This window comes from Niallia circulans, assembly GCF_003726095.1.
In the GTDB taxonomy this organism is placed as follows: Bacteria; Bacillota; Bacilli; order Bacillales; family Cytobacillaceae; genus Niallia; species Niallia circulans_A.
Map to the genome: position 1 here is coordinate 4,591,227 of NZ_CP026031.1, position 16,159 is coordinate 4,607,385.

Annotated in this window: 15 protein-coding genes; 9 read left to right on the forward strand and 6 right to left on the reverse strand. The window is 34.6% G+C overall.

The annotated features are described in order from the left end of the window. The first annotated feature begins 15 nt into the window (after positions 1–15). Both C2I06_RS21960 and C2I06_RS21965 read left to right on the forward strand, forming a co-directional pair. Positions 16–468 (forward strand): GNAT family N-acetyltransferase, encoded by a 453-nt coding sequence (locus tag C2I06_RS21960; RefSeq protein ID WP_095333385.1) that lies wholly within the window; start codon positions 16–18, stop codon positions 466–468. Positions 469–686: 218 nt separating this feature from the next. Continuing rightward, positions 687–1,844, forward strand: a complete 1,158-nt coding sequence (locus C2I06_RS21965) for a 3D domain-containing protein (protein ID WP_123258851.1) — start codon at positions 687–689, stop codon at positions 1,842–1,844. A 263-nt stretch (positions 1,845–2,107) separates the two neighbouring features. On the opposite strand, the gene C2I06_RS21970 is transcribed toward C2I06_RS21965, so the two are convergent. The 3 genes from C2I06_RS21970 to C2I06_RS21980 all read right to left on the reverse strand — a co-directional run bounded on the left by C2I06_RS21970 (position 2,108) and on the right by C2I06_RS21980 (position 5,232). Continuing rightward, entirely contained in the window at positions 2,108–3,406 is a 1,299-nt protein-coding gene (locus C2I06_RS21970) for an ABC transporter substrate-binding protein (RefSeq protein WP_123258852.1), read from the reverse strand. 75 nt (positions 3,407–3,481) lie between these two features. Beyond that, positions 3,482–4,309, reverse strand: a complete 828-nt coding sequence (locus C2I06_RS21975; RefSeq protein ID WP_047941802.1) for a carbohydrate ABC transporter permease — start codon at positions 4,307–4,309, stop codon at positions 3,482–3,484. Continuing rightward, entirely contained in the window at positions 4,309–5,232 is a 924-nt protein-coding gene (locus C2I06_RS21980; protein WP_370999803.1) for a carbohydrate ABC transporter permease, read from the reverse strand. The genes C2I06_RS21975 and C2I06_RS21980 overlap by 1 nt, the downstream gene beginning before the upstream one ends. A 249-nt stretch (positions 5,233–5,481) precedes the next feature. Between C2I06_RS21980 and C2I06_RS21985 the strand changes: the two genes are divergently transcribed. The 4 genes from C2I06_RS21985 to C2I06_RS22000 all read left to right on the forward strand — a co-directional run bounded on the left by C2I06_RS21985 (position 5,482) and on the right by C2I06_RS22000 (position 11,807). Then, on the forward strand, positions 5,482–7,314 hold the full coding sequence (locus C2I06_RS21985) for a sensor histidine kinase (RefSeq protein WP_123258853.1): 1,833 nt from the start codon (positions 5,482–5,484) through the stop codon (positions 7,312–7,314). Continuing rightward, complete coding sequence (locus C2I06_RS21990) at positions 7,292–8,872, forward strand: response regulator (protein ID WP_249928251.1); 1,581 nt, start codon at positions 7,292–7,294, stop codon at positions 8,870–8,872. Before C2I06_RS21985 ends, C2I06_RS21990 begins: the two co-directional genes overlap by 23 nt. Positions 8,873–8,923: 51 nt before the next feature. Further along, entirely contained in the window at positions 8,924–9,523 is a 600-nt protein-coding gene (locus C2I06_RS21995; RefSeq protein ID WP_095333371.1) for a class I SAM-dependent methyltransferase, read from the forward strand. Positions 9,524–9,770: 247 nt separating this feature from the next. Then, positions 9,771–11,807, forward strand: coding sequence for a bifunctional diguanylate cyclase/phosphodiesterase (locus C2I06_RS22000; RefSeq protein WP_123258855.1), 2,037 nt, complete (start codon positions 9,771–9,773; stop codon positions 11,805–11,807). Between the two features lie 118 nt (positions 11,808–11,925). Here C2I06_RS22000 and C2I06_RS22005 read toward each other — a convergent pair whose 3' ends face one another. After that, a complete protein-coding gene (locus C2I06_RS22005) occupies positions 11,926–12,120 on the reverse strand; it encodes a hypothetical protein (RefSeq protein ID WP_095333366.1) in 195 nt (64 codons plus the stop codon). 134 nt (positions 12,121–12,254) lie between these two features. Here C2I06_RS22005 and C2I06_RS22010 point away from each other — a divergent pair, with 134 nt between their 5' ends. Continuing rightward, a complete protein-coding gene (locus tag C2I06_RS22010; protein ID WP_095333364.1) occupies positions 12,255–12,485 on the forward strand; it encodes an excisionase family DNA-binding protein in 231 nt (76 codons plus the stop codon). A gap of 219 nt (positions 12,486–12,704) precedes the next feature. On the opposite strand, the gene C2I06_RS22015 is transcribed toward C2I06_RS22010, so the two are convergent. Further along, positions 12,705–13,016 (reverse strand): winged helix-turn-helix transcriptional regulator, encoded by a 312-nt coding sequence (locus C2I06_RS22015; protein ID WP_123258856.1) that lies wholly within the window; start codon positions 13,014–13,016, stop codon positions 12,705–12,707. 143 nt (positions 13,017–13,159) lie between these two features. Between C2I06_RS22015 and C2I06_RS22020 the strand changes: the two genes are divergently transcribed. Further along, positions 13,160–14,014 carry a VOC family protein gene (locus tag C2I06_RS22020; protein ID WP_123258857.1) on the forward strand — a complete coding sequence of 285 codons (855 nt, stop codon included), beginning with the start codon at positions 13,160–13,162 and terminating at the stop codon, positions 14,012–14,014. 106 nt (positions 14,015–14,120) lie between these two features. Next, positions 14,121–14,960: an STAS domain-containing protein gene (locus C2I06_RS22025; protein WP_123258858.1), complete on the forward strand. Its 840-nt coding sequence runs from the start codon at positions 14,121–14,123 to the stop codon at positions 14,958–14,960. 271 nt (positions 14,961–15,231) lie between these two features. Here C2I06_RS22025 and C2I06_RS22030 read toward each other — a convergent pair whose 3' ends face one another. Then, positions 15,232–15,897 carry a DUF4352 domain-containing protein gene (locus C2I06_RS22030; RefSeq protein ID WP_095333358.1) on the reverse strand — a complete coding sequence of 222 codons (666 nt, stop codon included), beginning with the start codon at positions 15,895–15,897 and terminating at the stop codon, positions 15,232–15,234. Positions 15,898–16,159: the final 262 nt, after the last annotated feature.

Genomic DNA, 16,159 nt, shown 5'->3' on the forward strand with positions numbered 1-16,159 from the left:
AAGGATGAACGATTGATGAAGATTCGTAAGCTTAGAGAAGGAGAAACTCCCCCTTTTGATTTATTATTATTAGCAGACCCATCTGAACATTTAATCAGAGAATATCTTAAAAAGGGCATTTGCTATATGGCGGAAGATAGGGATCAAACTATCGGTGTCTATGTTTTATTACCAATGGAAGAAGAAACAATAGAATTAATCAATCTAGCTGTTGGCGAAAGCTATCAAGGAATAGGCTTAGGGAAAAGGTTAGTTATGCATGCGATTGAAGAGGCGAGAAAACTAGGATATAACAGAATAGAAGTAGGGACTGGGAATAGCAGCATTTCACAACTTGCTCTCTATCAAAAATGCGGGTTTCGGATCGATCGAATTGAGAAAGATTTTTTTCTTCAACACTATGAAGAGGAAATCTATGAAAATGGAATTCAGTGTATGGATATGATAAAGCTCACACAGGATATATAATCCAATTTTGAAAAGGTTAAAAATTAAAAATTAACAGAATTATTACAAAGGTAACAAAGGGTTATTCTCCCTTCTAGACTTACAGAATGCTAGAAAATATACGATATTTAATAACTAGCTTGTAAACTAATTTTAAAAGGATTGACTTATTATTTTAATAGAATTGTAATTTAGAAGCCTCTTTCATGTGTTATAACAATAGAGAAAGGGGTTTTTAGATGCGTTCCTTAAAAAAACTAATGGCCATTTCGTTAAGTAGTGTCATCTTTTTGACATCAGCGATTATGGTACAAGCAGAAACGAGTCAAGAAACACTGAACAAGGCAAAAAATCAGTTGGATCAAAATCAGCAATTGATTAATGAAAAAGAAGCAGAAAAGCAAAAAACTTTAAAAGAGTTGGAAGCTGTTCAAGAGGAATTAAAATCTATTGAAACAGTAATGCAGCAAAATAAAGATAAAATAGCAAATCTGCAGGTGAAAATTGAAGAAACGCAACAACAAATAGAGAAAAAGAAAGAAGAAATTGTTGTTCTAGAAGATAAAGTATTGGCACGTAAAGACGTGATGAAAGATCGTCTCGTTTCCTTGCAGAATACAGACCAAACAAATGTTGTTTTAGAAGTGCTGTTTAATTCAAAGGACTTCGCTGACTTTCTTAGTAGAGCAACAGCTATTTCGATGATTTTTGATGGTGATAAAGATATATTAGAGCAGCAGCAAGCTGATCTTCAGAAAATTGAAGAAGAAAAGGCAGCAATTGATCAGCAAGAAGAAGAATTAACAGGACAATATGATGAATTAGCAGCTACTCAAAATGAACTGCAGCAAAATGTTGCTCAAAGACAAGAGGCAGTAACGGCTGTTCAGAAAAAATATGCTTCTGTTTCTAAAGAAGTAGAATTGGCTGAGAGCCAGAAAAAAGCAGTACTTGATCAAATAGGTGCAGCAGAGTCCGCATTGAAGAAAGAGCAAGAAGAAGCGAAGAAAGTCGTAAAGGTAAATAGTCCAGCTAAAAAAGTTGCTAGTGCATCGACTAAGTCAAAACCTACTACGAGCAAAGCATCTTCTAGTAAGTCTTCAAGCAGAAAAGATGTTATTTATGTAACCTCAACTGCTTATAGTCATCAAGATACAAAATCTGATTTTACGGCACTTGGATATAATATTAAAAAGAATAAGAATATGAAATTAATTGCAGTAGATCCAGCAGTCATTCCATTAGGTTCTAAAGTTTGGGTAGAAGGTTATGGAGAAGCAGTGGCAGGAGACACAGGCGGAGCAATTAAAGGACATAAAATAGACGTCTTAATGCCATCAACTAGCAAAGCAAAGGCGTGGGGACGGAAGACAGTCAAAATAAAAATCTTGGATTAATTTAATACTATTCTTCTTATTATATAGACTCTCAGGTGTGAAGAGTCTTTTTTTTTGCTAAAAAAGAGGAATGCCTTTTATTTGGCATTCCTTCATACTGTCTATTTTCAAGGGGGGACTTGAAAAAGCAATTTAATGACTATAGCTATATCATACCCATCTATTATGAATAATATATGACAAAACTATCAATAAATCTTAAATAAATTGTTAAGATAAGATAAACGTATAAATATTAGCTAGTATCTTATATTGTGAATCTACTATTTTTTAAGTTTAGCCCATGTATCGTCCAATGCTTTCATTGTTTCCTCGCGTGATTTTTGACCTCCTACATATGCTTGAAGACTAGCACCGAACTCCTGTCCAGCACCATCAGGATATTTCGTGAATTGCCATGTATATGTTTTGCCTTCTTGAGAGTAGTTTTGAATCTCTGCGCCTAAGGGACCGATATCTTCAGCCGTGGCAGTGATTGTTTCAAATGCTGGAACATATTTAAAGTCCTTTACAATAGATTCTTTTGCGAAATCGGAAGTAACCATCCAGTTTAAGAAATCTAATGCTGCTTCTTTATCTTTTTTAGGAGCATCCTTATGAACAACCCAGTTTGTAGGTACATCCACCATTAGCTTATCCGATTTTTCCTTCTCATCACTTAATGGCATTGGGATAAAGCCTACTTCCAAGTTAGGAGAAATTTTATCAATCATCGGCTGAATCCAGTTTCCTTGCTGGATCATTGCAGCTTCACCTGTTGCAAAAAGAGTTACTTGGGTATTGTAGTCTGTTGTTAATGGATTCTTATTACCATAATCAATGGTTAAATCCAATAAATCAAAGTATTTGTCAAAATGCTCATTCCCTTCGATTTTTGCTGATCCGTCATTTAATCCTTTAATAAAGGCGTCGGCATCTTCTTGATAAGCAAAAGGAACATTTAATCCATGGTTAGCTAAAACCCACCATTCACCATAACCGATTGAAAAAGGTGTAATTCCAGCAGCTTTTAACTTTTTAGCAGCCGCTTCTAGTTCAGAAAATGTTGTTGGTATTTCCGTAATACCTGCCTTTTTAAATAATGCTTTATTATAGGCAAATCCATATCCCTCCAGGTTAACTGGCTGGCCATAAATTTTTCCATCTACTGTCATGGGAACTAAGGCACTTTCATATGCGTCCTTTACCCATGGTTGATCTGACAAATCCTCTAATTTATCCAGCCAAGTTAAGGCCTCTTGATATCCACCATTTCCAAAAATATCAGGAGCTGTATTGGAGGCGAATTTTGCTTTTAAAGCAGCCGTTCCATCTGCTCCTCCACCGACTGTTTCAATATTAAAGATTACATCTGGATGTTCTTTTGAATATTGATCAGTCAATGCTTTTAATTGATCCGCAATTTCTACTTTTCCGTTAAACAAGTCCACCACTACTTTATCTCCTTTGCTTGAAGAGGTGTTACTTGAGGCACCCTCATTTGAACAAGCACTTGCAAAGAGCAGAGAAGCAGATAAGATACCAGTTAATAAGGAATACCTTTTCATTTTGTTAAATTTCATTTGATTTCCTCCTGTTTATAGAAATAGCTTATTTATATGGAAGAGGTGGCTTTGTGAACACAGCCTCTTAGCCCCCTATTTAATAGATCCACTAGTAATCCCTTGTATAATATGCTTTTGCATCGAAAAGAAGAAGATTAACAGTGGGACAATTCCTATCATTAGTGCTGCTAGAGCGAGATCCCATTGCTTTGTGTATTGGCCAAAGAAGAAGAAAGTAGCAAGTGGGATTGTCCGCAGTTCTGGATTTTGTAGGACAAGTGATGGTAATAAGTAGTCATTCCATATCCAAAGACTATTTAAGATAATGATTGTTACGGTAATTGGTTTTAATAATGGAAAAACAATTCTCCAGAACACCCCAAAACGAGAGCAGCCATCCATAATAGCAGCTTCTTCTAATTCAACTGGAATTCCTTTAATAAAACCATGATATAAAAAGATAGTCATCCCAGACCCAAAACCTAAATACATAAATACTAGCCCCCAAATACTATTAAGTAAGTGTAAACTTGAGGCTGTTTTAATAAGTGGAATCATAATAGATTGGAAAGGGATAATCATGGCAGCAACAAAAGCCATGAAAATGATCGTGCTAATTTTCTTTTTCGTCCGGACCAGCATATAAGCAGCCATCGAACAGAATACGACTAATACAATATTGCTAGCTATCGTTATAAGAAGAGAGTTGCTAAAAACCTTTAGGAAATTTAACTTTTCAAAAGCATTTAGATAGTTTCCAAATTCAAACGTACTTGGTAAGGAAGAGGTATTTGTTAGTATTTCTGAAAAAGGCTTGAGTGAATTAGAAATCACATAATAAAAGGGAATCAAGAATAATAAGCCTAGTATAATACCAAGCAGTTCCATTAAGAAAGTTTTGCTAGTATACCTGTTTTCCATCAAGATTCCACCTCTTTTCTCTTAGTAATTGTAACCTGTAAAATGGAGATGGCAGCTACAACAATAAAGAAGATAAGTGCTTTGGCTTCCCCAATTCCGTAGCGATTGTTAACAAAGGCTTCGGTATAAATATTAAGTGCCAGCATTTCCGTTGATTTAAAAGGACCTCCATTGGTTAACGAAAGGTTGGCGTCGAATATTTTAAAGGAAGATGCAGTTGTTAAGAATAAGCATATTGTCACAGCAGGAGCAACAAGTGGAACTTTAATATTTCGCAGCACTTGAAAGCGGTTTGCTCCATCCATTTTTGCTGCTTCAATTAGCTCTTTTGGAATGTTTTGCAATGCAGCTATATAAATGAGCATAATATATCCTGCTCCTTGCCATACACTGACAATTACAATTCCCCAAAAGGCGGTATTTTTATCTCCTAACCATGCTAACTCAAATAGTGGTATTCCTGTAAGTTCTCCAATAGAAGCGAATCCTCTAATAAAGATAAATTGCCAGATAAAGCCGAGTAAGAGACCGCCGAGTAGATTAGGCATAAAGAATACAGTACGTAATAGATTGCTGGATTTTAGTTTTTGAGTAACAAGCAGTGCCAGGCTAAAACCAATGGCGTTTGTCAAAATAATCGCTACAACAGTGTAAACAGCAGTCAGCTTAAAAGATTGGAGAAACTGTTTATCGTCTGTGAAGATATACTTAAAATTATCCAATCCAACCCACTTAATCTCTCCAGTTATGCCATTCCAATCGGTAAAGGAATAATAGATGCCAGAAAAAAATGGAACAAGCACCACAATTGTAAAGGCAATAAAAACGGGACCTACAAATAGAGAAAATAAACCTGCTTCCTTCCAGTTCTTTTTCTTTTTGGTAGAGAGTGATTTTTTTCTCGTTACACTTGTCTGGTGTATAGGGGGAGTTTCTACTTTTTCTATATTATTTGGATTATTCACTTTCTGCACCTCCTAATTTTATAATATAATGGTTATACCTTTTGAGGTAACCGCTTACATTGACAAGGAAGGTGTAATATATTGACCACTCCTTTTGTATTCTTTTTATAAGGAATGGTTTGGAGAGGAGGAGAGAAAGATTAGAATAATATCCACTTTAGACGTATATCAAAAAAACAGAGTTTATTTAAGGCTTCTCGACCGAAAATGAAATGGGGTATTCGAAAAAAATTAATGATTTTCTTGCTTCTTGCTACTATTCTTCCCTTTGGAAGCAGTATCGTCCTTACCTATTTTCAAACAATCCATCATGTTAACAAGGAATCAGTTGCATACAATACAGAGTTAATGAAGAAGGGAAAGGAAGAGTTAGGTACGTACTTAGAGGATATTGCTTTAATGTCTACCGTATTATATCGTTATACTCCTTTCATGAATGTACTAACACAGGGAGTGGGAGAAAATAACAAGGAGAATATGGAAGAGGTACGTCGAGTGCTGGCATATGTGTACAATTCTCGTTCAGAAATAGAGCAAATGCATTTATATATTAATAAAGGGAGAGATTCTGTTACAAACTATCACTCACGCATAAGTGGGAGAGGTGAAAATAAAAATATCTATTTTCATCCATATTATCGGAGATTAGAGGAAAGTGAAACAAACTATTCGCTTATCGAACCACCACATACGATATACAGTTATAATGGCTTATCGATTATTCCTAACTCTGAGAAATCAACTGTTCTATCCCTTCATAATAAGATTAGAAATGTGCCATCTAATGATATTTTGGGATTTATGTCTATTGATATAAATCTTTCCATAATAGATGGAATCGTGAATAGACTATATAACGATAAGGAAGGTATTTCCATTATAAATGAAAATGGAACTGTAATTTACTCTTCCAATAAAGCTGTAATCGGCAAAAAAACAAAGGATAAATGGTTTTATAAAGTTCAAACAAATCCCCAACAAAATAACATGAAGTGGGAAAGTAAAGATTTTTCAGGGGTTATTTTTTATGAAAATATTGCTGTGCAAGATAATAGTTGGTATATGGTAAAAAGTATCCCTTACTCTAGTCTCTATCAAGGGGCGAAGGCAACAGCATTTATGAATACGATGATTGCCCTAGTGGCTTTAGTTATTGTATTAGTTATAACAATGATTATTTCCTTTAAGATTACTGCTCCAATTAAAGTTTTAATGGAAAATATGAAAAAGGTCGAGAAGGGGATTTTTGTGGCAAACTTTGAGGCGGGAGGATATGATGAAATCGGAATGCTTGGTAGGCGTTTCAAATCGATGGTATTACAAATCAATAGATTAATAGACAAAGAATATAAGCTGCAAATTGAAAATAAGTCAGCTCAATTAAAGGTATTGCAGTCACAAATAAATCCCCATTTTCTATACAATAGTTTTCAGTCCATTGGCACACTTGCTCTAAAAATGAATGCAGTTCCTGTTTATACATTATTGACTTCTCTCTCGGATATGATGCGATACAGTATGGATATGAGAGAGGACGTGGTGCCGCTAACGAAAGAATTAAAACATACACAATCTTATCTGAGTCTCCAAAAACAGAGGTTTGAGGAGGATTTGAATATAATATTATCAATCGAACAAAGTACGCTTGAAATTCCTGTTCCGAAAATGCTGCTACAGCCAATTATTGAAAACTGCTTTAAACATGGTTTTAGTCAAAAAATGGAGGATGCAGGAATCACAATCCGTGCTTATACAGAGGATGGTGATTTAGTTATTATTGTCCAGGATAATGGGATTGGAGTAAGCAGTGAAAGACTTAAAATGATTCATGAAGAATTATATGATGAGGAACGTAGAAAGGAGAATAAAGAAAGAGAATCAATCGGATTAATTAATATTTACGATCGTTTGCAACTTTACTATGAGGGACAAGCAAGCTTTGTCATCGATAGTATTGAAAAGAAAGAATTTACCGTAATGATTCGTATTCCTATATTTTTATATGAAGGAGTGATTGATGATGAAGGCACTAATCGTTGATGATGAAAGGCATGTTCGTGAAGGAATTAAGCTTCTTGCTGATTGGTCAGGAAATGAAATTACAGACATTTACGAAGCAAGTAATGGAGAAGATGCTATTCAAATAATAGAAGCGGCAAATCCCGAAATTATTTTTTCTGATATGAAAATGCCAAAGGTCGACGGTACTCAGCTTTTAAAATGGATGGATGAGCATTACGCTCATGGGAAGACGATAGTAGTTACGGGCTATGATGATTATCATTACATGAGAAAAGCAATGCATTATGGAAGCTCAGACTATTTATTGAAGCCTATTAACCCTGAAATGCTGAATGATACCCTAAGGAGGGTAGTGAATGAGTGGAAACAAGAGGAAGAGGAAAGAAAAAGGAAGCTTAATAGAACAAAACTTATTAATAAAATGAAGCCAGCATACCGTGATCACCAATTGACACAGATGTTAAATAATGATCTATTCGATAAACATGTCCTGGAGGAATTTCTTTTAACCAAAGCACAGGTCTATACAATCGGACTTTTACAGGTAAGTAATGGAATTGTGGAAGAATTTAACGGGGATAAGGATCTTACTCTTTTTACACTCTTGAATGTAATAAATGAGGAGCTTAGCAGCAATAATAAGGGAATTGCTTTTCATTATGTAACCGGAAAAGGAGAAATTGTCCTCCTTCTTATAAGAAGGAAAGAGGAAGCGGTTGTCATCATGAGAGAGGTACATACTACTATCTTAAAGTTATTAGGAATCTCTTGTACTTTATCAATGGGATTAGAAGTTACTTCGGTTAACCAGTTGAATCTTTCTTATCAGCATGCTAAGTCTATTATGATGAATCGAGATGTTTTAGATAATCAACAAGGAAAAATAATGATAGAGAAAAAAGAACATGAGATAAAAAGCTTAATGGGTTATTCTAGTTCGATAAAAATGGCGATTCAAACGGGAGAAATACATGCTTTTCACTCACTTATTGGGCAGATTCAAAAAGATATAACGAATAATCCACCATTATCATTAAGCCAGCTTTTGCATTTGGAGCATGAATATTTAATGATAAGTACAAGATGGTATAAGGAGTTCAATCTTTCGATAAGAATTCCCTCCAATATAGAGGAGCGAATTTATTCATTTATGGACAAAGAGGGGATTTTTCAGTTGGAAGCATATAAAACAAGGAAGAAAAAAGAAATATCATTGTTTCTTCGCCGAGTAAAAAGACAGAATACCCGAAGAACGCAAAATGTTATTCACGAAATTGAAAAGTACATAAAAGCAAATTTTCATCGGGAGATTAAGCTTCAAGAAATATCGGAGCACTTTTACATCAGTAGAGAATATATTTCAAGAAAATTCAAACAAGAGTATAATATCAATATTTCTGAGTATTTAGTTACCATCCGAATGAAAAAAGCCCAAGAATTATTGAAGAGCAGTAATTTGAAAGTGTATGATATTGCTAATATGATTGGATACCAAGATGATAAATATTTTCGCAAAGTATTTAAAAAAATCATAGGTGTTTCACCAAATGAATATCGTGAGATGGAAATAAGATAAAGTGAAAATATATATTTCGGATTTTTTAGGTATTAGGAAACTAGACGAAAGGTGAATGTTTTGAACTACGATAAATTATTACATATTGGAACAGAAGAAGTACAAGTAGGATTCCATAAGTCCTATCATTATCATCGATATGAACCAACTCCATATGAGCATTTGGAGCAATTATTTCGCGAATTTCCGCTTCGGGAAGCAGATCATATAGTTGATTTTGGATGTGGGAAAGGGCGTTTAAACTTTTATATTCATTATGTATTTCAGTCGACTGTAAAAGGAGTTGAAATCAATGAAGATTTTTATCATCAAGCGCTTCATAATCTAGAACGATACGCAAAAAACAGGAAGAAAAAGAAAGAAAAGATACATTTTTATTTAGGAAGAGCAGAGGATTATTTGGTACAGCCAGAAGATAATTATTTCTATTTCTTTAATCCCTTTTCCTTGCCTATCTTTCAAAAAATTATTAGTAATATCATATACTCACTGGAAGAAAGTAGTCGCAAGGTCAACATTATTCTCTATTTCCCCTCAGATGAATATCGATTTTTTATGGATAATCATGCATTATTCAAACAGCAAGGAGAGGTGAAAGTCGGGAATAGGACAGATAAGGATACGTTTATCATTTATCAATCTCTCTATTAGGCGTTATTTCTTGCCTGTTAAATCTTTAAAGATTTAACAGGCTTTCATTTATTTTAAATAGTTGGAAGATGATACCATTATTGAAAGGTTGTCTAAAGTGGATTTTTCCTTTATATTCAATTTATACAAGCGGAAAGTCTTAGGTAAAAAGTTTTGAATATACCATGCGTTAATCAAAAGTGAAAAGAGATAACCAGGAGAAATCGCTTATAAGAATATTTTTAGAGGGGAAATTACTATTTTTACGTTGCCTAGTGCTGATTCAGTAACTTATTTACAAGTGGAATATTCCATTCCTATTATTCTATTATCGATCTTAATCGCATGTTTAGCATCTTATACGGCGCTTTCCATGAATGAGCGGATTGTTTACAATAGTTTTTTTCATCGATATATTTGGTTAGGATTAGCGTCTATTACGATGGGATTTGGAATTTGGTCGATGCATTTTATTGGAATGAGCGCCTCTATGCTCCCAGTAAATATGAAATATAATATTCCATTAACGATACTTTCAATAGTACCAGCTATTCTAGCTGCTTTTTTGGCTTTCCTCCTATCAAGTAAAGCTAGAAATTCTAGTAGATTAATTGTATTCGCTGGGATATGTATGGGGATTGGTATTAGTGCTATGCACTATATTGGAATGAAAGCAATGATTATAGAGGCTAATTATGCCTATCATTTTGGCTATTTTACTTTATCTGTTGTTATTGCCATGCTTGCTTCTTTTGCTTCCTTATTTATTTTTCTAAAGTTACAGCCATATATGAGTAACTTTATTGTGAAGTGTATTACCTCCCTTTTGATGGGAATTACGATATCAAGTATGCACTATACTGGAATGTATGCTGTCAGGTATTATGTGGATTCAGAAAGAAATCTTATTCATTCCCACACAAATCATCTTAGTATAAAATCAATCATTCTCGGTGTATCAATTGGTATGGCTATTCTTTTTTTATTTTCTATTTTATCTAGCTTGCTGGATCGCTATGTCGACTATCGTTTAAATCATTTTGATGCATTAACGAAGCGTCCAAACCGCAGGCAGTTTGAAAAAGTGATAGATTCTGCTGCTTATTTAAGTGGGATAGCAATTCTTCATATTCATAATATAAATAAATGGAATAGTAAGTATGGCTACTGCTTTGGTGATAAAATCATTATTTATATAGACGAATTATGTAGGAAGCTAGTGGGCCATAATATAGAATTGTTCCGAATAGAAGGAAATCGTTTTGCGTTCTTAAGTAGGACAAATGAGGATCTAGAAAATTTAATTTTAGAACTTAATCAGCTAACAGCCATCATATCTAGTCCTGTAATAATTGATGATCAAATAATCAAGATAGAGACAGCTATTGCATTGTCTGTTAATGAGAAAAAGGTTTCTGCCAAACAAATATATATAAATGCTGTAGCAGTTTTAGCCCATTATTCGCTTCGCTATGAAAATGAAATAATAAAGTATGATTCAGATAAACATAAACGAACATTTGCTAATCACCTTGTGAGTGAGATAGAAGATGCCCTTATAAAAAAACAATTATACTTAGTTTATCAACCTAAAGTAATTTTACATTCAAAGGAAGTAGCAGGAGTGGAAGCTTTATTAAGATGGAAACATCCTAAGTATGGGGAGCTTTCTCCAGGGATTTTTATTCCTATCTTAGAAGCGTCTGAAAAAATGTGGGAAGTTACCGACTGGATTATGGAAGAGATCTGCAAGCAAATGGCTAGATGGCAAAATCAAGATAGAAGACTACCTGTAGCGTTTAATATTCCTGGTCCCTATGTTACTTCTCCACGATTAATGAGAAACTTAGTAGCGTATGTGGAGAAATATAGGCTAAGTCCGTCATTAATCGAGTTAGAGATTACAGAAACAAGTGCCGTTGGTAATATGGAAGGAGCGATTCAATCCGTACAAGCCTATAGAAATGCAGGCTTTTCTGTTGCTCTTGACGATTTTGGTACTGGGGTATCTTCCTTGTCCTATTTAAAAAGAATTCCAGTCAATACATTGAAAATAGATAAAACCTTTATTGACGAGGTTCCAGAATCGCAAAAAGACGGAGAAATTATTAAAGCTATTATTGCCTTGGCAAGTTCTTTGCATTTAAGCATTGTAATAGAGGGAGTAGAAAGAGAAGAACAGATTGAATATTTATCTTCCATAAATAAATGGCCGATTATACAAGGATACTACTATGCTAAACCAATGAATAACCTTGCTTTAGAAGAGTGGCTTTATATGTTTGCAGAAGAAAAAACAGGATAGAAGTTAGAAAAATAAGATCATCCGCTTTTATGTTAAAAGAAAGGATGATCCTTTTCTTTTCGTGTGATCTTTGAGATGAATAGAAATGATAAGTGAAATCTGTGGTTGATATACGTGACTATTCTGCAGATAATTTAATATCTTTAGAGAAGACTCCTGTATTTTCTAATTTACAGGAATCATTTTCTAATTTAATAGTTGGTGAAATGGGAGCACTTGCCTTTCTAGTTTTAGCGAAGAAAGACTGATAAAATATGAAAGAGAAACAACAAAAGATCATTACTAAAAATAAGCTGTTTAGAACGAAACTCATTTATTTATCCTCCTTTTGATGGGGCCGATATGGTAACTATACCGTTTATTGATGAAGGGAGTATAAAGAAAGAGTTAAGTTTAAATGGAGTCAGTGTAAAGATGCATAGCAAATAGATGAAGAGAGGTGTTTTTATGTATTTATCCGTACAAGAAACCGCAGAACTGCTGTCGATTTCAGAAATAAAAGTGAAAAACTTGATTTTACAAAACCAGATCAGAGCCATTTATGATGGGACGGATTATCTTATTAACAAGGAGCAATTTAATACGCATTTCAAGCAAGTGGAAAAATATAAAACGTTTGTAGAAGAAGTATTAAGTGAGCCGATTCCTGAGGATTTAGACATTAAAGATGAGGATTAGTGCTTATTTAGATTGTCTAATAATAAGGCTGAGAAACAACAAATTTACATTATTGCGTTGCTGACACTCTGTTCGCCAGGGCGTGCTGTTGAGAGGTTTAGAGCGTCTATCCTTATCGTAGGAGTGGAGTGTCTTTATCTCCACTCCACTTTTATTTTGTTCTATAATTATTTGGGTTATCCACGACCGGAAAACTTTTGTCCCGGTATCTCTATATGGTTATACTTCTAGCCACGAATGAGACCAATTTTCGATTTCTTTCATAATTGGTTCTAATGAGCGCCCTTTTTCTGTTAGAGAATATTCAATTCTAACCGGCGTTTCAGGATATACCTCTCGTATCACAATATCTGCTTGCTCTAAATCCTTTAATCTCTCCGATAAAAGTCTTCCGCTTATTCCAATGGAGGATTCTATAGAACAGAAACGTTGAGGACCGTTTAACAGCTGATAAATAATTAAACCAGTCCAGCGTTGGCTTAAAATACTCATTGCTTTTTCAAACCGTGGACAAATCGTTGAATGGTTCATCTTACATCCCCCCCTCGTAATAATTATACAATAATTATTATTTTAAGTAAAAATATTATGAATCATAACTTGATTACTTTACAACTGTTATTTATTAAAATAAAATTACTTACATAAAGTAACTTATTGAAGGAGGAAAAAGAATGACATTTCATAACGAGTCAACTATTTATGCAAAATCAATAACTTTAAAAGTATCTAATCTAGAAAAGTCTCTTTTGTTTTATACGAAAATAATTGGTTTTTCAGTTGTGAGTCAAGATAAAATGACGGCATCTTTACGTGCGGGAAAAGGGGTACCTTTTTTATTTTTAGAAGAATTAAAAGAAGTGGAGCCTAAAATGGTACGAACAACAGGACTCTATCATTTTGCTATCTTGGTGCCATCAAGAGAAGAATTAGGGATAATATTGAACCATTTGCTAGAAACAGGTTATCCACTACAAGGAGCTTCTGATCATTATGTTAGCGAAGCGATCTATCTAGCAGATCCAGATGGAAATGGTATTGAAATCTATCGAGATAGAAAGGCGACAGAGTGGGAGTGGGAAGATGGATTTGTGAAGATGGATACAGCTTATATGGATACAAAAGGAGTGCTTGCATCTGCCGGAAATCGCCAGTGGAAAGGACTTCCCGAGCAAACTATCCTTGGTCATATCCACTTACATGTTGCGGATTTAACGGAGACAGTCGATTTTTATGTGAAGGGATTAGGGTTTGATGTTGTTCAAAAATATGGTTCCCAAGCATTCTTTCTTTCAACAGCACAATATCACCATCATATCGGCTTAAATGTTTGGAATGGGATAGGGGCTCCTGCTCCAGAAAAGAATCATGTTGGTTTAGCTTACTTTGATTTGAAAATACCTGATCACGAAAAACTAGAAGAAATAAAACATAGAATTGTGCAGATAGGGGCATTAGTGAAAGAAAAAGAGGGTAAATGGTATACATGGGATCCCTCTGGAAATGCGATTCATTTAACAGTTATTTGAATATATAAAGCAATGCTTAATTTCTATTTTCTTATTAAACTTTTAATTAGAGTACGCCATTTCAGAGTTGAACGATAATCAACATTTATTAGGGGTGAGGAATTAGTTGCACTATAATCAAGGTGTTTATCAATATTTCATCGACAATACAGAAAGATTAACAGCAGAATGGTATAAAGATTTGACAAAAAATGATCCAAAAGGTGTGTATGCAACAACTGATACATATGCGATTGAGACAATGAAAAAGCAAAATAATGATTTTCATCTTCGACTTGCTGGTCTCTTCATTAAAGATAGGGAAGAGTTCCTCGAAGACATTAAGGAATGGATTTATCAAATTGCAACCGATCAGGCGCATTTAGATACACCTATTCATTTTATTATTCGTGAATTTATTCGAACAAGGGAGCAATATTTTCAGTTGATTGAAGAATATGCAGTCAAACATCATGTTGAGCAGGAACGTGTCACGGAATGGAGCCATTCTGTTGTAAAGGTTCTCGATAAAATTATCTTGAAATATACCGAGGAACATCATAATTATTCTAATAGGCAACTTATAGCACAACAGGAAATGATTAATGAATTAAGTTCACCAGTCATTTCTTTAAACAAAACAAGTGCACTCTTGCCTCTTGTTGGAGATATTGATACAGCACGTGCTGCTTTTATATTAGAAAATACGATTAAGCAATGTGCAGAGAAGAAAGTATTCAGATTATTTATTGATTTATCTGGTGTAATTATTATTGATACAATGGTTGCCCATCAAATATTCCAACTGATTCATGGTTTAAGCTTAATTGGAGTGAATACGACATTATCAGGTATTCGCCCAGAAATAGCAACAACCGCAATACAGTTAGGATTATCCTTTGCAGATATTTCAATTGCTTCCACGCTTTCTAAAGCAATTGAGCAAGATGGTAATTTCGAAAAATAAGTAGTAAGATTATGAATCAATGGAAGGGACGAGTGCCGTATTTATGGTGCCGCTAATCGCTGTTGCCCAAAATTGTCGACTTGTATGCAGGTTATCCTATCGAGGGGACAAGCAACTTTTGTCTTAACATTATCGTTCATGTATATTGGTAGAGGAAATTTTACGCCAGGATTACCTAGCTGGCTTACGCAAATTCCAGCTCGCCGTAAAAAGGTTTACCTGACGTACTTGATCTCTTTCATCGATTTAGAATTAGTAAAGAATGTACATATTATTTAAAGTGAAAATCAATCGTTTTTGCTTCTCCTAATATTTTGTCTTGTTCAGTATAGGCATCACTAGTAGTTAACTGGACTTTATTAATGGCAGAATCTTTTACAATAAAACCTATATTCCCTTTTTTTCGTTCTCCTGGTTTTAATACTCCATTAAGCTCTTCTAAGTAGATATCCTTTTCCCAAGTAATCATTTCATCCTTATTTGTTTGAATGAAAGCAACTGGAGAGAATTTCTTTCTTTCATCCGAGAGATTTTCTATTTCCACAAAAAACTTGATGAAGGTGAATTGTTCATCATGTGTATAAGTATGATAAAAGTCTATTAAACTATATGCGGGTCGATAATCGATAAGTTTGACGTCTTTTATAGTTAGCCTTATGGAATCAACCTGAACGTTTTTTGCTTCTTTCATAATGGCTTTTAATGTAGCTTCTCCTTTTCTATCACGGTAAAAGTCACCAGCAGTTAGTAAAGTGGCATCATCAATTACTTGCGGATTGGGAGCATAAATGTCTGTTGATACAGTTCTTATATCATCAGTCTCCGTGCTCATTGCTTCTTTCTTTAAATTATGCTTATTTGTACTGGTGTTTGTCTCCTTACTGCTACAGCCTGCTAATAAAAGGAAGATGAATAAATAGATCATAATTTGTTTCAATGGTGTTCCTCCTAATGGAAAAGCTTCCCTTCTAAATTGGAGGGAAGCACTTCTTTTATTACAATAAAGAAAGTACAAGTTTATAGAAGGCAGCAGTCCCCACGGGAAATGTCGCTCCAGCCCCGACGCTCCAAAACAGGTACCCTGTGCCTTTCTATTTGTCTAGCTCCGGGTACCTAGGAGCTGCGGTGCTTCGCGCCAAGTCCCTACGATAAGTCAACATCGGTTCACTACGTTCTCCGTGTTTCCTATATCTCGGGAA

What these genes read in the sequence shown, in the direction of transcription:
- C2I06_RS22005 (WP_095333366.1), bottom strand. Translation starts at nt 12,120, where the DNA reads ATGAGTTTCGTTCTAAACAGCTTATTTTTAGTAATGATCTTTTGTTGT.
- C2I06_RS21975 (WP_047941802.1), bottom strand. Translation starts at nt 4,309, where the DNA reads ATGGAAAACAGGTATACTAGCAAAACTTTCTTAATGGAACTGCTTGGT.
- C2I06_RS22020 (WP_123258857.1), top strand. Translation starts at nt 13,160, where the DNA reads ATGACATTTCATAACGAGTCAACTATTTATGCAAAATCAATAACTTTA.
- C2I06_RS21985 (WP_123258853.1), top strand. Translation starts at nt 5,482, where the DNA reads ATGAAATGGGGTATTCGAAAAAAATTAATGATTTTCTTGCTTCTTGCT.
- C2I06_RS22010 (WP_095333364.1), top strand. Translation starts at nt 12,255, where the DNA reads ATGTATTTATCCGTACAAGAAACCGCAGAACTGCTGTCGATTTCAGAA.
- C2I06_RS21965 (WP_123258851.1), top strand. Translation starts at nt 687, where the DNA reads ATGCGTTCCTTAAAAAAACTAATGGCCATTTCGTTAAGTAGTGTCATC.
- C2I06_RS22015 (WP_123258856.1), bottom strand. Translation starts at nt 13,016, where the DNA reads ATGAACCATTCAACGATTTGTCCACGGTTTGAAAAAGCAATGAGTATT.
- C2I06_RS21990 (WP_249928251.1), top strand. Translation starts at nt 7,292, where the DNA reads ATGATGAAGGCACTAATCGTTGATGATGAAAGGCATGTTCGTGAAGGA.
- C2I06_RS21960 (WP_095333385.1), top strand. Translation starts at nt 16, where the DNA reads ATGAAGATTCGTAAGCTTAGAGAAGGAGAAACTCCCCCTTTTGATTTA.
- C2I06_RS21970 (WP_123258852.1), bottom strand. Translation starts at nt 3,406, where the DNA reads ATGAAATTTAACAAAATGAAAAGGTATTCCTTATTAACTGGTATCTTA.